17 protein-coding genes and 1 pseudogene are annotated in these 16,933 nt (G+C 43.7%); 3 read left to right on the top strand and 15 right to left on the bottom strand.

Annotated features, from left to right (window positions below):
* Positions 1-117 precede the first annotated feature (117 nt).
* Positions 118-1,086, top strand: coding sequence for an NAD(P)/FAD-dependent oxidoreductase (locus tag ACUW6H_RS04325; protein WP_454361795.1), 969 nt, complete (start codon positions 118-120; stop codon positions 1,084-1,086).
* Positions 1,087-1,531: 445 nt separating this feature from the next.
* On the opposite strand, the gene whiA is transcribed toward ACUW6H_RS04325, so the two are convergent.
* From whiA to ACUW6H_RS04370, 9 genes and pseudogenes are all read right to left on the bottom strand, one after another.
* The gene (whiA, locus tag ACUW6H_RS04330; RefSeq protein WP_042902710.1) at positions 1,532-2,443 is read right to left on the bottom strand and encodes a DNA-binding protein WhiA; all 912 of its coding nucleotides are present in this window, start codon (positions 2,441-2,443) and stop codon (positions 1,532-1,534) included.
* Positions 2,440-3,417, bottom strand: coding sequence for a YvcK family protein (locus ACUW6H_RS04335; RefSeq protein ID WP_444817369.1), 978 nt, complete (start codon positions 3,415-3,417; stop codon positions 2,440-2,442). Before ACUW6H_RS04335 ends, whiA begins: the two co-directional genes overlap by 4 nt.
* On the bottom strand, positions 3,414-4,304 hold the full coding sequence (rapZ, locus tag ACUW6H_RS04340; RefSeq protein ID WP_096406386.1) for an RNase adapter RapZ: 891 nt from the start codon (positions 4,302-4,304) through the stop codon (positions 3,414-3,416). The genes ACUW6H_RS04335 and rapZ overlap by 4 nt, the downstream gene beginning before the upstream one ends.
* 51 nt (positions 4,305-4,355) lie before the next feature.
* Positions 4,356-4,736, bottom strand: coding sequence for a RidA family protein (locus ACUW6H_RS04345; protein ID WP_001140420.1), 381 nt, complete (start codon positions 4,734-4,736; stop codon positions 4,356-4,358).
* A 9-nt stretch (positions 4,737-4,745) separates the two neighbouring features.
* The gene (gene yihA, locus ACUW6H_RS04350; RefSeq protein ID WP_000405203.1) at positions 4,746-5,333 is read right to left on the bottom strand and encodes a ribosome biogenesis GTP-binding protein YihA/YsxC; all 588 of its coding nucleotides are present in this window, start codon (positions 5,331-5,333) and stop codon (positions 4,746-4,748) included.
* An 8-nt stretch (positions 5,334-5,341) separates the two neighbouring features.
* Positions 5,342-6,573: pseudogene (gene clpX / locus ACUW6H_RS04355) on the bottom strand (ATP-dependent Clp protease ATP-binding subunit ClpX).
* 201 nt (positions 6,574-6,774) lie between these two features.
* Complete coding sequence (locus ACUW6H_RS04360) at positions 6,775-7,281, bottom strand: dihydrofolate reductase (RefSeq protein ID WP_454361801.1); 507 nt, start codon at positions 7,279-7,281, stop codon at positions 6,775-6,777.
* A 118-nt stretch (positions 7,282-7,399) separates the two neighbouring features.
* A complete protein-coding gene (gene cmk, locus ACUW6H_RS04365) occupies positions 7,400-8,074 on the bottom strand; it encodes a (d)CMP kinase (RefSeq protein WP_096406377.1) in 675 nt (224 codons plus the stop codon).
* 9 nt (positions 8,075-8,083) lie between these two features.
* The gene (locus ACUW6H_RS04370) at positions 8,084-8,593 is read right to left on the bottom strand and encodes an SAG1386/EF1546 family surface-associated protein (protein WP_454361804.1); all 510 of its coding nucleotides are present in this window, start codon (positions 8,591-8,593) and stop codon (positions 8,084-8,086) included.
* A 45-nt stretch (positions 8,594-8,638) separates the two neighbouring features.
* Here ACUW6H_RS04370 and ACUW6H_RS04375 point away from each other — a divergent pair, with 45 nt between their 5' ends.
* The gene (locus ACUW6H_RS04375; RefSeq protein ID WP_009755186.1) at positions 8,639-8,842 is read left to right on the top strand and encodes a ferredoxin; all 204 of its coding nucleotides are present in this window, start codon (positions 8,639-8,641) and stop codon (positions 8,840-8,842) included.
* Between the two features lie 82 nt (positions 8,843-8,924).
* Here the strand turns inward: ACUW6H_RS04375 and ACUW6H_RS04380 are convergent, their stop codons facing one another.
* The 6 genes from ACUW6H_RS04380 to ACUW6H_RS04405 all read right to left on the bottom strand — a co-directional run bounded on the left by ACUW6H_RS04380 (position 8,925) and on the right by ACUW6H_RS04405 (position 16,032).
* Positions 8,925-9,890, bottom strand: coding sequence for a glycosyltransferase family 2 protein (locus ACUW6H_RS04380; RefSeq protein WP_454361806.1), 966 nt, complete (start codon positions 9,888-9,890; stop codon positions 8,925-8,927).
* A gap of 1 nt (position 9,891) precedes the next feature.
* A complete protein-coding gene (galE, locus tag ACUW6H_RS04385) occupies positions 9,892-10,911 on the bottom strand; it encodes a UDP-glucose 4-epimerase GalE (protein ID WP_454361808.1) in 1,020 nt (339 codons plus the stop codon).
* Positions 10,912-11,012: 101 nt separating this feature from the next.
* Positions 11,013-12,116, bottom strand: coding sequence for an NAD(P)/FAD-dependent oxidoreductase (locus ACUW6H_RS04390; protein ID WP_454361810.1), 1,104 nt, complete (start codon positions 12,114-12,116; stop codon positions 11,013-11,015).
* A gap of 16 nt (positions 12,117-12,132) precedes the next feature.
* Entirely contained in the window at positions 12,133-12,930 is a 798-nt protein-coding gene (locus ACUW6H_RS04395; protein ID WP_454361812.1) for a Nif3-like dinuclear metal center hexameric protein, read from the bottom strand.
* Complete coding sequence (locus ACUW6H_RS04400) at positions 12,917-13,594, bottom strand: tRNA (adenine(22)-N(1))-methyltransferase (RefSeq protein ID WP_454361814.1); 678 nt, start codon at positions 13,592-13,594, stop codon at positions 12,917-12,919. Before ACUW6H_RS04400 ends, ACUW6H_RS04395 begins: the two co-directional genes overlap by 14 nt.
* A gap of 101 nt (positions 13,595-13,695) precedes the next feature.
* Complete coding sequence (locus ACUW6H_RS04405) at positions 13,696-16,032, bottom strand: cation-translocating P-type ATPase (protein WP_454361816.1); 2,337 nt, start codon at positions 16,030-16,032, stop codon at positions 13,696-13,698.
* 132 nt (positions 16,033-16,164) lie between these two features.
* Between ACUW6H_RS04405 and ACUW6H_RS04410 the strand changes: the two genes are divergently transcribed.
* Positions 16,165-16,914: a lysophospholipid acyltransferase family protein gene (locus ACUW6H_RS04410; RefSeq protein ID WP_096406359.1), complete on the top strand. Its 750-nt coding sequence runs from the start codon at positions 16,165-16,167 to the stop codon at positions 16,912-16,914.
* Positions 16,915-16,933 lie beyond the last annotated feature (19 nt).

A 16,933-nucleotide genomic window follows, 5' to 3' on the forward strand; every position in this document is an offset into this window, starting at 1 on the left:
AAAACACTTTCCGTACTATTATACCATTTTCTGCTCATTTTTTCCCCATCCTACTTCATTTTAAATTAAGCAAAATTATGATACAATAAACTGACTAGAAAAAACGAAGGAGAAATCATGTCTCAACTCTATGATATTACCATTGTAGGGGGCGGTCCTGTCGGCCTCTTTGCTGCCTTTTACGCCCACCTACGCCAAGCCAAAGTCCAAATCATCGACTCCCTTCCCCAGCTCGGTGGTCAGCCTGCCATCCTCTACCCTGAAAAGCAAATCCTTGATGTGCCAGGTTTCCCAAACTTAACTGGAGAAGAGTTAACCAATCGTTTGCTTGAGCAGCTAGATGGCTTTGATACACCTGTTCATCTCAACGAAACGGTTCTTGAAATCGAGAAACAAGATCAAGGTTTTACCATCACAACCAACAAGGGAAGCCACCTGACTAAAACAGTCATTATTGCCATGGGTGGTGGTGCCTTTAAACCTCGTCCGCTCGAATTAGATGGCGTCGAAAACCATGAAAATATCCACTACCACGTTGCCAATATCCAGCAATACGCTGGTAAGAAAGTGACCATCCTTGGTGGAGGGGACTCAGCAGTTGACTGGGCATTGGCTTTCGAAAAAATTGCCCCAACTACTCTCGTTCACCGTCGAGATAACTTCCGCGCCTTGGAACACAGTGTGCAAGCCCTGCAAGAATCATCTGTGACTATCAAGACACCATTCGTTCCTAGCCAACTCCTTGGAAATGGAAAAACACTTGATAAACTGGAAATCACAAAAGTCAAATCGGATGAAGCCGAAACGATTGAGGTAGACCACCTCTTTGTCAACTACGGCTTCAAGTCTTCTGTCGGAAATCTTAAAAATTGGGGTCTAGATCTCAACCGTCATAAGATTATCGTCAATAGCAAGCAAGAATCCAGCCAAGCGGGTATTTACGCTATCGGAGACTGCTGCTACTATGAAGGAAAGATTGATTTGATTGCTACAGGACTGGGTGAAGCTCCAACAGCTGTTAACAATGCTATCAACTACATCGACCCAGAACAAAAAGTTCAACCAAAACACTCGACAAGTTTATAAAAAAGAACCACGAATCAACGATTCGTGGTTTTATAATGGAATTATATTATTCGCAACGTATAAATCCTCTAGAAATATTATAAAGGCTAATTTGATTGTAGAAAAAAAGACTGAATTAAGAAAAAGCCCCAACATTAAATTGAGGCTAATCATTATAGGTGGACGGATTTCAACCGTCGTCTTGATAATAGCACAAGCTTCAATAGCTAGATACTACTATACTCAGTGTATACTCGCTAAATCCATCTTCTTTCAAAGGTTCTATACCACGTTTTCACTCGTAAACTACTACCTACTTATTTAGTTCTATTGTACCAAGAATTAAGGGGGGGTACAACTATTTTCATATCCCCAGAATTCAAAACATGAGTACACCCTTCTTTATCAAATTCATACCCGTAAACATATATAGAAGCTTAAAATCCGCTTATCTTATGTGCTCTCTTCATAGCTCATCAGCAATCTTGTTTATTTTTCTCAGTCTGTGATTGACACCACTCTTGGTCAGGGGATTGCTGAGGCTATCTGCCAACTGCTGGATAGAGTAGTCTGGGTGCTGGATTCGCAACTGAGCCACCTCTTGCAAATCCACGGGTAAATTTTCCAAGCCCATTCTATCTTTGATTTTACTGATATTATTGATGGTTTTCATGCTGGCAGAAACTGTTCGAGCGATATTAGCTGTCTCGGCATTATTGGCTCGATTGAGATCGTTACGTGTTTCACGCAAAATCTTGACGCGCTCAAAATTATCACGCGCCTGCATGGCCCCAATCACAATCAAGAAATCCATGATGTCCTCTGCACGCTGGAGATAGGTAACTGCACCTTTCTTTCGCTCAATAACCTTGGCATCCAGTAAGAATTGCTGGAGGAGAGAGGCCAGTCCTTGGGCGTGGTCCAGATAAACAGAACTGATCTCCAGCTGGTATTTGCCAGACTCAGGATCACGGATACTTCCATTTGCCAGAAAGGCCCCACATAAATAAGCACGACCTGCTTCTTCATCTGCTAAAATATCAGGATCGATGCCCGTCTCCAAACCAAAGAAGGAATCCGCAAGCCGCAAATCAGCTAAAAGCTCCTGTACCCTCTCATCAGTGTAGACCGTATAGACACGGTTCTTGCGAAGATTGCTTCTCTGATGGTGACGAATCTCTGACTTGATTTCATAAAAATGGAGAAAGGACTCATAAAGGTGCCGAGCTAACTTGGCATTTTCAGTCACAACAGACAGGGTCAAGCCCGAAGTTGAGAGACCAATACTACCTGACATCTTGATGATGGCTGATAATTCATGACGACTGAGATGGTGCTGACCAAGAATTTCTTCTTTTACTGCAACTGTAAAACTCATTTTCGCACCTGTATAATTCGCATCAATTCATCCACAATCAAATCGCCATCATGGAAGGCTCCTCCATTTTCCAAACGAAGGAAATTGGAAGAAATCACACGAGGAACCTGCTTGCAAAGACCAGCAAAATCATGCTCTACCTGTACCAAATATTCATCGAAACGGTTGGTATCCATGTATTCTCTAGGAACCTTTTCAATATTGACCAAGACCGTATCAATAAAAGGCCGACCTAGATGGCGATGGAGGACTTCCACATGGTCACTGTCTGAAAAGTGCTCTGTTTCCCCACGTTGGGTCATGATATTGCAGACATAGGCTATTTCTGCCTTGGTCTCCAAGAGTGCTTGTCCAATCTCTTCGATCACGATATTGGGTAAAATCGATGTAAAGAGGGAACCAGGACCCAAGACGATCATGTCACTCTCGAGAATAGTAGTGACTACTCGACGGCTGGCTTGGGGTGTTTCATCATCCAAGGTATTGGTCACATAGACATGGTCGATCATGCCTGGATGATCTGCAATATGGCTCTCACCCGCCACCTCAGAACCGTCTTTAAAGACTGCATGTAGCGTCAAAGGGTGGTCACTTGATGGGTAAATCTTCCCTGTTGTATGGAAAAAGAGACTTAGTAGCTGCATGGCATTGTAAGTAGATCCCTGCATTTCAGAAAGGCCTGCGATGATGAGATTCCCTAGGGGATGACCAGCAAAAGCGCCAGCCTCTTCTGAGAATCGGTACTGAAAAACCTTCTCATAAAACTTGGGCATATCCGACATGGCCACCAAAACATTACGAAGATCTCCAGGCGGTGTCAGTTGTTGGATATTCTTTCTTAACTCACCAGAAGATCCACCATCATCGGCGACTGTTACGATGGCTGCAATCTCAACATCCTTTTCCCGCAAACTTTTCAAAATGACGGGGATACCTGTTCCTCCACCAATCACCGTTATTTTAGGTTTTCTCATGAACGGTTTACCGTTTCCTTTCTTCGGTCTTTGTCACGATGGCTTTCATTGACAGGCCAGTTTTTAGCTAGGTCCTCTGCGATTCGCTTGGCAAAGGCAACACTACGGTGCTGTCCACCTGTACATCCCACTGCAATGGTCAAAACAGACTTGCCTTCTTTCTTGTAACTTGGCAAAATCGGCTCAATCAAGGCAAGCAAGTGCTGATAGAAACTTTCTGATTCTGCATGTTTCATGACATAGTTGTAGACAGGCTCATCCATCCCCGTTTGATTGCGCAGTTCTGGTAGGTAATAGGGATTTGGCAAGAAACGGACATCAAATACCAAGTCCGCATCGATAGGGATGCCGTACTTGAATCCAAAAGACATGACCTCGATACGGAAAGACTGGGCTTGTTCTTGGTCCGAAAATTGCTCAGCAATGGTTTTACGAAGTTCACGCGGGGTAAGTTCTGTCGTATCCACCACATTTTGGCTCATGTTTTTCAAAGGTGCCAAAAGTTCACGTTCCAGCTTAATCCCATCTAAAATTCGACCATCTGCTGCTAGAGGGTGACTCCGTCTGGTTTCCTTGTAACGGGCTACCAATTCCTTATCTTTGGCATCCAAAAAGAGGATTTTGAAATCCAAATCATCTTGATTTTCCAACTCATCCAAAACAGCTTGAATCTCTGAGAAGAAAGAACGGCTACGCATGTCCACTACCAAAGCCAGTTTGTGGTCATCATCTTTGGTTTCGACCAACTGTAAAAACTTTGGCAAGAGGGCTGGCGGCATGTTGTCAATGGTGAAATATCCTAAATCCTCGAAGGACTGAATGGCTACGGTTTTTCCTGCACCACTCATCCCTGTCACAATCACTAGGTGAAGTTGTTTTTTTGTCATCTATCTCTCCTTATATCAAAAGAAGTTTGGCAAAACCAAACTTCAACTAGCTTATCCAATCTCTGCGATGACTTCAATTTCGACTTTCACATCGCGAGGAAGACGAGCTACTTCCACAGCTGAACGAGCTGGGAATTCCTCTTTGAAGGCCGTTTGGTAAACCTCATTAAAAGGAACAAAGTCGTTCATATCGCTCAAGAAGCAAGTTGTTTTGACAACGTGATCAAAGTCCGTTCCCGCTTCTGCCAAAATAGCACCAATGTTTTTCAAGACTTGTTCTGTCTGTTCTTGGATGGTCTCTCCTACAATCTCCCCAGTTTCAGGCGAAAGAGGAACTTGCCCACTCGCAAACAATAGATTGCCAACGATTTTCCCTTGAACATAAGGCCCGATTGCTTTTGGAGCCTTGTCTGTGTGAATTGTTTTTGCCATTTCTTTCCCTCACAATTTTTCTAATATTGCATCCCAAGCCTGATCCATCCCTGCCTTGCTGACTGATGAAAAGAGAATGAAGTCGTCACTTGGATCAAAGTTTAATTTCTTTTTGATTGCAGATTCATGTTTGTTCCACTTACCACGAGGAATCTTATCTGCCTTAGTCGCAACGATGATGACCGGAATCTCATAATACTTGAGAAATTCATACATCTGCACATCATCTGCCGATGGGTCGTGGCGGAGGTCCACCAAACTGACAACCGCACGGAGATTTTCACGAGTCGTTAGGTACTCCTCAATCATGCGGCCCCACTTTTCACGTTCCTTTTTGGAAACGCGGGCATAGCCATACCCAGGCACATCCACAAAACGCATCTTGTCATCAATATTGAAGAAGTTGAGTAACTGGGTTTTCCCAGGTTTCCCTGATGTACGAGCGAGATTTTTGCGGTTGAGCATGGTGTTGATAAAGCTGGACTTCCCAACATTGGAGCGCCCTGCAAGGGCAATCTCTGGCAGTTCATCCTGCGGATAATGAGACTTATTGGCCGCACTGAGCAAGATTTCAGCATTGTGTGTATTGATTTCCATGGTCACCTCTAGGCTGTTTCTAGGATTGGTTTTTCCGTTCCATCGACAGCTTCTTTTGTGATGCGGACCAATTTCACATTTTCTTGACTTGGCACTTCAAACATAACGTCTAGCATGGTTTTTCGATGATTGATCGAAGACCACGCGCACCCGTTTTGCGTTCGATGGCCTTATTGGCAATCTCTTGAAGGGCTTCGTCGTCAAATTCCAACTCAACGTCATCATAAGAAAGCAAGGTTTGGTATTGTTTGACCAAGGCATTTCTTGGCTCTTTCAAGATGCGAACCAAGTCATCAACCGTCAATTGCTCAAGAGCTGCAAAGACAGGCAAGCGTCCAATCAACTCAGGGATAATACCGAATTTTTGAATATCTTCTGCAATGATTTCTTGCATGTAGGAGCTGTTTTCATCAATCGCCTTATTATTCTGTCCAAAGCCAATAACTTTTTCACCAAGACGTTGTTTAACGATTTCTTCGATGCCATCAAAAGCACCACCCACGATGAAGAGGATGTTTTTAGTATCCACTTGAATCATCTCTTGTTGCGGGTGTTTACGTCCACCTTGAGGCGGTACGCTAGCGACAGTTCCCTCAATAATCTTGAGAAGGGCTTGTTGCACCCCTTCACCAGAAACGTCACGTGTGATAGACACATTCTCGCTCTTCTTGGCAATCTTGTCAATTTCATCCACGTAAATAATCCCACGCTCTGCACGTTCGATGTTAAAGTCAGCAGCCTGCAGGAGTTTGAGGAGGATATTTTCCACATCCTCACCCACATACCCAGCCTCAGTCAGAGCTGTCGCATCTGCAATAGCAAAAGGCACGTTCAAGCTCTTAGCCAAAGTCTGAGCCAAGAAAGTTTTCCCTGAACCAGTTGGACCAATCATCAGGATATTTGACTTCTGCAAATCCACATCTTCTGACTCTTCACGCGTATCGTGGAAATTAATGCGTTTATAGTGATTGTATACAGCCACTGCCAAGGCACGTTTGGCACGATCTTGACCAATCACATAGTGGTTTAAGATATTGAGGAGTTCGATTGGTTTTGGTACTTCAGACAAGTCTGCCAAAACTTCCTCGGCCAACTCCTCCCGAATGATTTCCTGGGCCAATTCCACACATTCATTACAGATAAAGGCGTTGTTCCCAGCGATTATTTTCTTTACTTCTTCTTGGCTCTTGCCACAAAATGAGCAATAAACCATCATATCATTTTTCCTATTTGTAGGCATGATTTCCTTCCATTCTAATTTATCATTCTATCTAAAATAAGGTCATATAAAAAGCGTGGACACTGTTTACCAGATTGGTAAAAGCATTCAACCAGAGTAAGGCAGACAGTCCATAGCGCTTCTTACGAAAAGCCTGTGCTCCAGTCAAAATACAGATCACACACAAAAAAGCTGTAAAAAATCCAAATATACTGCGCTCCATTAGACTTCCTTTCTATCTCGGTATTCGATGGTAAAATCATAGTCGTTTTTCTCATCTCGGGTGTAAGATTTGCTTGCTACTGTCTCAAAATGAGACAAGTCAAACTCCTCAGGGAAATAGGTATCTCCCTCCACCTGAGCATGAATCTGTGTCACGATGATTTCATCTAAATAAGGCTCAAAAGCCTGAAAAATCTGCTTTCCGCCAATGATATAGAGATTTTTTTCCTGACTCTGATACCACGCTAAAACAGACTCCACATCTTGAAATACGAGCGCCCCATCTATGACTTCTTCGCTATTTCGCGTTAAAATCAGGGTTTGCCGTTTTGGAAGCAGACGACGTCCCATACCATCAAAGGTCACTCGTCCCATCAGTATAGCATGATTTAAAGTTGTTTCCTTAAAATGTTGCAACTCTGCCGGCAAATGCCAAGGGAGACGATTTTCCTTCCCAATCACACCTTTTTCATCCTGGGCCCAAATGGCTACGATTTTCTTTGTCATGCTTCCGTCCTTTTTATTGATACTACTATTTTATCAAAATTCTCCCAAAAAGGCTGTTTTGAAACGCGCGCAAAAGAGAGAAAAGGAGCAGGCTTCATTTAGCCTGCTCCTCTCGTCCCTAGGACATATATTTTTTTGCTTCTGATTCAATTCTTTCGACTACTTCTTGGATACTCAATCCAGTTGTGTCGAGGTAAACTGCGTCCTCTGCTTGTTTGAGAGGCGAGGTTTCGCGATGACTATCTTTGTAATCACGTGCCGCAATCTCTTCTTTCAGAGTTTCCAGGTCCGTCTCAATCCCTTTAGCAATATTTTCCTTGTAACGACGCTCTGCTCTTTCTTCAACAGAGGCTACTAGGAAAATCTTGAGTTCAGCTTGTGGTAAAACAACTGTCCCGATATCACGTCCATCCATGACAATACCACCTTGCTGGGCAATCTTCTGTTGGAGAGAGACCAGTTTCTCACGCACTTCTGGAATGGCAGCGATGCTTGAAACCTGGTTGGTCACTTCATTTTCACGAATCGGATGGGTAATATCTACATCACCAACAAAGACAAGTTGTTCACCTGCCTCCGAACGCCCAAAACTAATGGGATGTTGGTCAAGGAGATGAAGAAGTTGGTCTACAGTTTCAGCATCTACTTGGTGTTTGATGGCAATATAGGTAGCAGCACGGTACATAGCACCCGTGTCGAGATAAGTATAGCCAAAATCTTTTGCGACGATCTTTGCGACCGTACTCTTACCACTGGAAGCAGGACCATCAATAGCAATTTGAATTGTCTTCATTTCCGACTCCTATCTTGTCTTGATGACATCACCTGGGTTAGCAAACCAAGAGCCAGATGACATATGAGAAGGATTCAAAGCTTCCAACTGGGCAATGGAAATCCCTGCACGTTGTGCAAGAGCTGCTTCTCCCTCTCCAGGCTGTACTGTAAGTGTTCCTTCACCCTCTGTAGTATGTTCTTCCGAACTGCTCTGTGAAGGTGTTGATTCAGAAGAAGCTGTTTCCTCTACCTTGCTACTTGAAGAGGATGATTCTTCCACTTTTGAAGTGGAACTGCTAGCAGGTGCTGAAGGATCATAAAAATCCTTCAAGGCAGCCGTGCGGTTGCTTCCTCCAGTAGAAAGGTAAATCAATATGACAACCATTGCTACAACGATTACAAAGAAGAGGCTAGCTAGAACTGTCAAGACACGATTGGCAACAACACCTTTTCCCTTTTGTTTACGGTGACGACGTTCCGATCTTGATTCTTCCTCATTGTTTTCATAAATATCTTCTTGCCATGGTTCTTTTTCCATACCTTACTCCTTGTATTTTTTAAACTTTCTTATTACAATATAAATATGAAACTCACACTTATACCTGAACGATGCATCGCCTGTGGGCTTTGCCAAACCTATTCTGAACTCTTTGATTATCACGATAATGGAATCGTTCGCTTTTATGATGATCCAGTTGAATTGCAAAGAGAAATCACTGAGACCAGCGATGTTCTAGAGGCCATCAAAAATTGTCCTACACGTGCACTTCTAAAAGATCCGTCATAGTTTAAAAGGGAGATTGATATTGTAGATTCTTTTTATCACTTTAATCCCTTCATCTACTAGTTTAGCATATTTCTAGGTAAAATTATAGTCTTTTCCGGCTATTTTTTCCTTCAAAAATAGAAAGATCACTTTTTTCTTTAACGAGATAGAGTGGTCTTTTTTTGGTCTCTAGATAAATCTTACTGATATACTTGCCTAGAATCCCAATGGTCAGGAGTTGAATTCCTCCAAGAAAGAGAATGACAGCCATCAGAGAGGTCCAGCCAGATGTCGGATTTCCCAAGATAAGGGTCCGAAACACCACAAAAACAGTCATCACAAAAGAAATAAAACAAGATAGGAGTCCCGCTACAAAGGCTATACTTAAGGGAAAATCTGAAAAGTTGAGAATCCCTTCAATCGAGTAGAAAAAGAGCTGCCTAAAACTCCAACTGGTATTGCCAGCCTGTCTTTCGACATTTGGATAGTCAAGATAGTGCGTTCGAAAACCAACCCAGGCAAAGAGACCCTTAGAAAAACGATTGGATTCGGTCAAGGCTAAAATAGCATCCACCACAGACCTTCTCATCATCCGAAAATCACGGACACCCGAGGGCAAGGCTACTGGGCTAATTTTTTGCATGAGGCGGTAAAAGAGATTGGCACAGAAGCTTCGAAGGAAGGGTTCTCCCTCCCGACTAGTTCTCCGTGTCCCAACACAGTCTAAGTCTGCATTCTGGTCTAGTAAGGCCTTCATTTCGAGCAACATACTAGGAGGATCCTGGAGGTCTGCATCCATCACGACCACCAAGTCTCCAGTTGCATACTGTAAGCCTGCATACAGAGCTGCTTCTTTCCCAAAATTTCGCGAGAAAGAAATGTAATGTACCGCAGGATTTTGCATCCGATAGGCCTTTAGCAAGTCTAAGGTTCCATCGCTAGACCCGTCATCCACAAAGACATACTCGATCTCTGCTCCCAATTCTGGAAGCAGTGCTTCAACAGACTGATAAAAAAGAGGAAGTACTTCCTCTTCGTTTAAACATGGGACAATGATTGAGATCATCATCTTAGTCTTCAAATCCATTTGGATGCTTGCTTTGCCAACGCCATGCGTCTTCACACATTTGCGTGATACTGAGTTCTGCTTCCCATCCCAGTTCAGCTTTGGCTTTTGCAGGGTCTGAGTAGCAGGCAGCGATATCACCTGGGCGGCGTTCTACGATGCGGTAAGGAATAGGACGTCCCACTGCTTTTTCCATATTTTGGATAATTTCAAGAACTGAGTAACCTTTACCTGTTCCAAGGTTATAAACATTAAGACCTGAACCTTTTTGAAGTTTTTTCAAAGCTGCAACGTGACCTTTGGCTAGATCTACAACGTGGATATAGTCACGAACACCAGTCCCATCTTCCGTATCGTAATCATCTCCAAACACTTGCACTTGCTCTAGTTTACCAACTGCTACTTGCGCAACATAAGGCAAGAGGTTGTTTGGAATACCGTTTGGATTTTCTCCCAAATCTCCACTTTCATGCGCTCCGATTGGGTTGAAGTAACGAAGCAAGACCACGTTCCATTCTGAGTCTGCCTTGTAGATATCCGTCAAAATTTCCTCTAGCATGAGCTTAGTACGACCGTATGGATTGGTCACTGAAAGTGGGAAATCTTCTAAGATTGGCACTGTATGAGGATCTCCATAAACTGTCGCAGAAGAACTGAAGATGATGTTCTTACAGTTGTTTTCTTCCATGGCTTTCAAAAGGCTGACAGTTCCAGCGATATTGTTGTCATAGTAGGCAAGAGGGATACGTGTTGATTCACCAACAGCCTTCAAACCAGCAAAGTGAATGACACCAGTCGGCTCTTCCTGCTTGAAAATATCTCTGAGGGTATCTGTGTCACGGATATCTGCCTCATAGAAAGGCACCTCAACTCCTGTAATTTTTTCAACAACTTCTAAACTCTTACGATTGCTGTTGACAAGATTATCCACCACAACGACTTGATGACCTGCTTGGATCAATTCAATAACAGTGTGGGTTCCGATAAATCCGGCACCGCCAGTTACCAAAATCTTTTCTTGCATCTTTTTTCCTCGATTCTCGGATTATTTTTTCTTATTTTATCATTTTTGATAGGGAATGTCATTTGCCATCCTAGAAGGTAGGCTAAAATTTCAGTAAAATCTTATTCGCTTTTTACTCGTTTGACATAGTTTCCAATTGGATAGTTTACTGGGTCCAAGGTCAACTCCTTATCTTGAACCAATTGGGCTAGATGGTAACCAATGATAGGGCCCGTTGTCAAACCTGATGACCCTAGTCCACTAGCTGCATAGACACCTGCTAAGCCTGGGACTTGCCCAAAAAATGGAGAAAAATCACTGGTATAGGCACGGATTCCTACTCGCTCACCTCTTATAGTAGCTTCTGCCAAGGCTGGATAGTGAGGCAAGGCCGCATCCTCCATTTGTTGGAGCAAGGTTTCATCTACCGTCAAGTCAAATCCCATATCATTTTCGTGGGTAGCGCCCAAGGACAATTTCCCACCTACAAAAGGGATTAAATCCCACTCCCCCTCTGGCATGACAACAGGGTGAGATGCTAGGTCTTTAGAGAGCTGATAATCTCGGAGTTGTCCTTTTTGGGGACGAACATCTACCTCATATCCTAAAGGTTCCAAAATGTCCCCCAACCAAGCTCCTGTCGCCAAAATAACCTGATCAAACACCTCTTCGCCAATCTGATAGCCGAATTCTAAAGGTGTCAGACTCACTTTTTCTTTGACCAGCTTGACCTGACTGGCTTCTAGCAAACGATTCACTAACAGTTGGCCATCTACTCTCGCTCCACCAGAAGCATAGAGCAGGCGGTCAAATCCCTGCAAGCCAGAGAATAATTCATTTGCAGACGCTTGGTCTAAAATGGCTAACTGGCCTATCAAGGGAGATTCTTCCCTACGCTGGAGTGCTAGTTGATAGAGTTCTTCTAGCTTGGATTCGTCCTTTTTCAAGAGGAAAACTCCCGAACGCTGATAAAAGTCGATTTTTTGACCAGACTTTTCTAAATCAGCCAACAAATCCACATAAAAGTCAGCTCCCAAGCGCGCCATCTTGTACCAGGCTTTATTACGGCGTTTTGAAAACCAAGGACTGATAATTCCCGCTGCTGCCTTGGTAGCCTGACCTTGACCATGGTCAAAAACGGTCACCTCTAGGTCACTTTCTTTCGAGAGGTAGTAGGCAGCTGTTGCCCCCACAATCCCTGCTCCGAATATGGCTACTCTTTTCATTGTCTTCACCTTCTAACTAGATATGGTGGAAAGGATTAGTCGATGCCTGACTAGGCAAGATATCAATAGTCCAGCTATTTTCTGCCTTCCATTGAGTAAGAAGTGCTGCGATTTTTTCCACAAAAAGCACTTCTATATAGTGGCCTGGGTCCAATGCCAACAGGCCATCAGACAGCATATCCTGAGCTGTATGATAGTAGATATCGCCAGTGATATAAACATCTGCCCCCTTTGCTAAAGCATCAGAGTAGAAAGACTGCCCACTGCCACCACAGATGGCCACTCTTGAAATAGGCTTCTGCAAATCACTCTCTTGATAATGCACCATTCGAAGACTATCTAGACCAAAGATTTGCTTAACATGTTGAGCCAATTCCCCAAATGTCTGAGTCGGGATATTTCCAATACGCCCAATCCCACGTTCTGGACCTGTTTCCTGCAGATAAGTCGTTTCCTCAATACCTAGCATCTGGCAGAACCAGTCATTGAGACCATTCTCAATGATGTCAATATTGGTGTGACTGACATAAACTGCGATGTCATGCTTGATGAGATCAATGTAAATCTGATTTTGCGGACGACTAGCGACCAAATCCTTGATGGGACGGAAAATCGGCGCATGCTTGACGATAATCAAGTCCACACCCTTTTCAATGGCCTCTGCCACCGTCTCTTCACGAATATCCAGAGCCACCATGACCCTTTGGATATCCTTGTCTAAAGTACCGATTTGCAGACCACGACTGTCTCCCTCCATTGAAAATTCCTGAGGGCAAAAGGCTTCATATGCGTTAATTACTTCACTTGCTAGCATGGAGCACCTCCTTGATGGTTTGAATTTTATCTACTAAAACTTGACGTTCTTCCATATTTTTTTCTGGGATTTGACCAAGGGCAAATTCTAACTTACCAGCTTCTTTTTGCCACTTTTGAACGAAAACTGGGCTGACTTCCTTGGACAAGAAAGGTCCAAAGCGAACATCACTAGCTGATAGCTCCATTTGTCCCGCTTCCACCACTAGAATTTCATAAAACTTGCCAGCTTCTTCTAGAATGCCTTCTGCTATAATCTGGAAACCGTTCTCTTGCAACCAGATACGCAAGTCGTCTTCACGATTATTGGGCTGGAGAATTAAACGTTCTACACTCGCAAGCTTATCCAATCCTTCTTCTAATATGGTCGCAATCAAACGACCACCCATACCTGCAATGGTGATGACCGACACTTGGTCAGTCTCTTCAAAAGCTGCCAAGCCATTGGCTAAACGGACTTGGATTTTCTCCTTTAGACCATGAGATTCAACATTATTGACCGCAGACTGGTAGGGGCCATCCACCACCTCACCAGCAATAGCAGCTTCAATTTGGCCTCTCTCTACCAACTCGATAGGCAGATAAGCATGGTCACTCCCCACATCAAGTAACACAGCACCTTGGGGCACAAAGGACGCCACCAATTCTAATCTCTTTGAAATCATCTTCTCTCTCTTTCCAAAACTCTGTTACCTTTTATTATACCATATTTCAGCTAGCAATCTTGCACCTAAAAAGACCGCAATACACAGATTGCGGTCTTTCTTTATTTTCTAGTTTGGTAACGACTGGATAGAATGAAAATCACCGTAAATACCAGCATCATTGCCCCATAAACAGGAAACGTTTGTCCAGTTAAGGTCGAAATTTCAAGCAACTTTTGAATCGTTGGAAAAAGAGCCGTAGCCAGGAAGCCACCTACCGACCAGACAATCAAGATCACACGCCAGAGGGTAAATGGCATGCAGGCTCTAAATACGGATAAGAAACCGATAGACCCAAGGAGATAATAAAGTAGGGTTGAGATTTCTAACTCAGACCAACCTTGACTCGCTCCAAATATTTTGACAAAAAGAACGCTGAAGACGACCATAAGGGCACTTGGTAGGGCACGTAGCATGGATCTTCTGAGGAAGTTTGATTCGACAGGTTTGATATTTCGCTCAAAAGTCAGAACGAATGGCGGGAAACCTTCAACGAATTGGTCAATCATGGTAATCTGGATCGGAATGAAAGGGAAAATCAAAATCCACTCAGACCGTCCCAGAAGAACACTAGCGATACAGATGACTGCAAGCAGGAAGGAATAGATGGTCTTAATCAAGAAAATCGGTGCGATATGGGCAATGTTATTGACCACCCGACGGCCTTCAAAGAGAATCTCAGGAACATCATTAAAGTCAGAGTTCAAGAGAACCAGATTAGCAATCTGACGAGTCGCCGGATCTCCCTCCGCCATCACGATCGAACAATCTGCCTCACGAAGGGCCAGGATATCATTGACTCCGTCCCCTGTCATTGCTGTTGTATGCCCTGCTTTTTTCAGAGTTTGGATGATGAGTTTCTTTTGATGAGGGGAAACACGTCCGAAAATTGCTGTCTCTTCAGCCATGGCAACCAATTCCTCATCTGTGATTTTTGAGCAATCTACATAGCTGTGATAGTCTACAAAGCCAGCCTTCTGGGCAATGCTGGATACTGTAACGGGATTGTCGCCAGAGATAATCTTGAGGCCCACTTCCTGAGAACGGAGATAATCCAGCGTCTCAGCTGCTCCTTCTCGAATCGGGTCCAAGATTTCCAGCAAGGCCAGGGCTTGAATGTCAGACGGTTTCTGTGGTTTGTGATGATCTAGTTTTTCCTGACTAAGGGCTAAGACCAAGACACGTGAACCTCTCTCTAAAGCCTCTCTGGCTTCTGGGACTTCAGAGTCCAACAACATCTCAGGCGCCCCTAAGAAAACTGTCCCTAGCCCTTCCAACTCCATAGCCCCCCACTTGCGGTCGCTAGAAAAAGGCAGATTGGAAATCATAGGATAAGCAACCTTTCCTTGGAAACGCTGGCGAATAGCCTGGGCTGTTGGATTTTTATCCTCACTGTGAGCTATGTAGCTGGTCAAAATGCTGGCAATCGTATGCTCACCATACTCTTCGGTCAAAGGAAGAACGGCCTCCACCTGCATCTTTCCTTGGGTGATGGTGCCCGTTTTGTCCAGACAGAGCATATCCACGCGCGCCAAGGTCTCAACAGAGTACATCTCCTGCACCAAGACCTTTTTCAAGCCCAGCTTGATCACCGCAGTCAAGAGCGAAGTGATGGTCAAAAGGGCGATTCCCTTGGGCAACATACCCAAAAGTGCTGTCGAAGTATTCACTACAGAAGACTTGAGAGGCAAGCCTTTTAAAATCAAAGCTTCTAGCAAGAGAGCCAGACCAAAGGGAATGATAATCTTCCCAGTAAAACCTGCTAGCTTGTCCAGCGATTTCATAATGCGAGAGTTGATGGGTTTAACGGTCTTGGCCTCCAGCATGAGTTTAGAAGCATAGTTTTCTGCCCCAACATGGTGAACTTGAGCCAAAACTGATCCACTGGCTAGAAAACTTCCAGACAAAAGCAAGGTGCCCACTTCCTTTTGCACCAAATCACTTTCACCAGTCAACATAGCTTCATTAACTTCCGCAAAACCCTCCAGAACCAGAGCATCACTAGGAATCTGCTCTCCGGCAGACAAACGAATGACATCTCCTAGAACCAATTCTTCAGGATTAAGGGCAACTTCCTGACCATCACGGATGGTTTTGACCTTTTCCTTGGTCATGAGATTAAGCTTGTCCACCATGTGTTTGGCTCGTAGCTCGGTCACAATCCCAGAAAAAGCGTTAAAGCAGATAACAGCAAAGAAGACCAGATTGCTCCAAGCCTGCACAAAGGCAAGCGCTAGGGCAATAACAAAGTTTAATGCGTTAAAAAGTGTAAAAACATTTCGTTTGATGATTTGCCAAGTACTGGTACTGGCTGATGCGGTAAAGTCATTGACCAAACCTTGAGCCTGTCTTTCCTTGACTTCTCTTTGGGTTAATCCCATTATCTTATTTTTATCCATAAATTCTATCATATCATTTTTTTTAAAAGAATTCTAATTCAATCTAAAACTGTTGGCTGATAACTGAAAAAGTTTGCCAGCAGTCTTTTGATAAGGTATAATAATAAAAGCAATACAATCGAAGGAGATCTCATGTTTTATACTTATTTACGTGGACTAGTCATGCTAATTTTGTGGTCCATCAACGGCAATGCCCACTACCACAATACTGATAAAATCCCTAGTAAAGATGAAAACTATATCCTGGTCGCACCTCATCGTACCTGGTGGGATCCAGTTTACATGGCTTTTGCGACCAAACCAAAACAGTTCATCTTTATGGCTAAAAAAGAGCTTTTTAACAACCGCATCTTTGGCTGGTGGATTCGTATGTGTGGGGCCTTTCCTATCGACCGGGAAAATCCTAGCGCCTCTGCTATCAAATACCCTATCAATGTTCTCAAAAAAAGTGACCGTTCCCTTATCATGTTTCCTAGTGGTAGTCGCCACTCGACAGATGTCAAAGGCGGAGTTGCCTTGATTGCTAAAATGGCCAAGGTCCGTATCATGCCGGTTACCTACACCGGTCCCATGACCTTGAAGGGCTTGGTTAGCCGTGAACGTGTCGATATGAACTTTGGAAATCCAATCGATATCTCAGACATCAAGAAAATGAATGATGAAGGGATTGAAATGGTTGCAGACCGTATCCAAGCAGAATTCCAACGTTTGGACGAAGAAACCAAGCAATGGCACAATGATAAAAAACCAAATCCACTCTGGTGGTTTGTCCGTATCCCTGCCCTCTTCCTTGCTGTGATTGTTGGTATCCTAACGATTATCTTTACCTTCATCGCAAGCTTTATCTGGAATCCAGATAAGAAGAGAGAGTCTCTTGGTTAAAAAATACAATTATCCCTTG

The sequence above is a fragment of the Streptococcus sp. 151470009-6 genome (assembly GCF_053628175.1).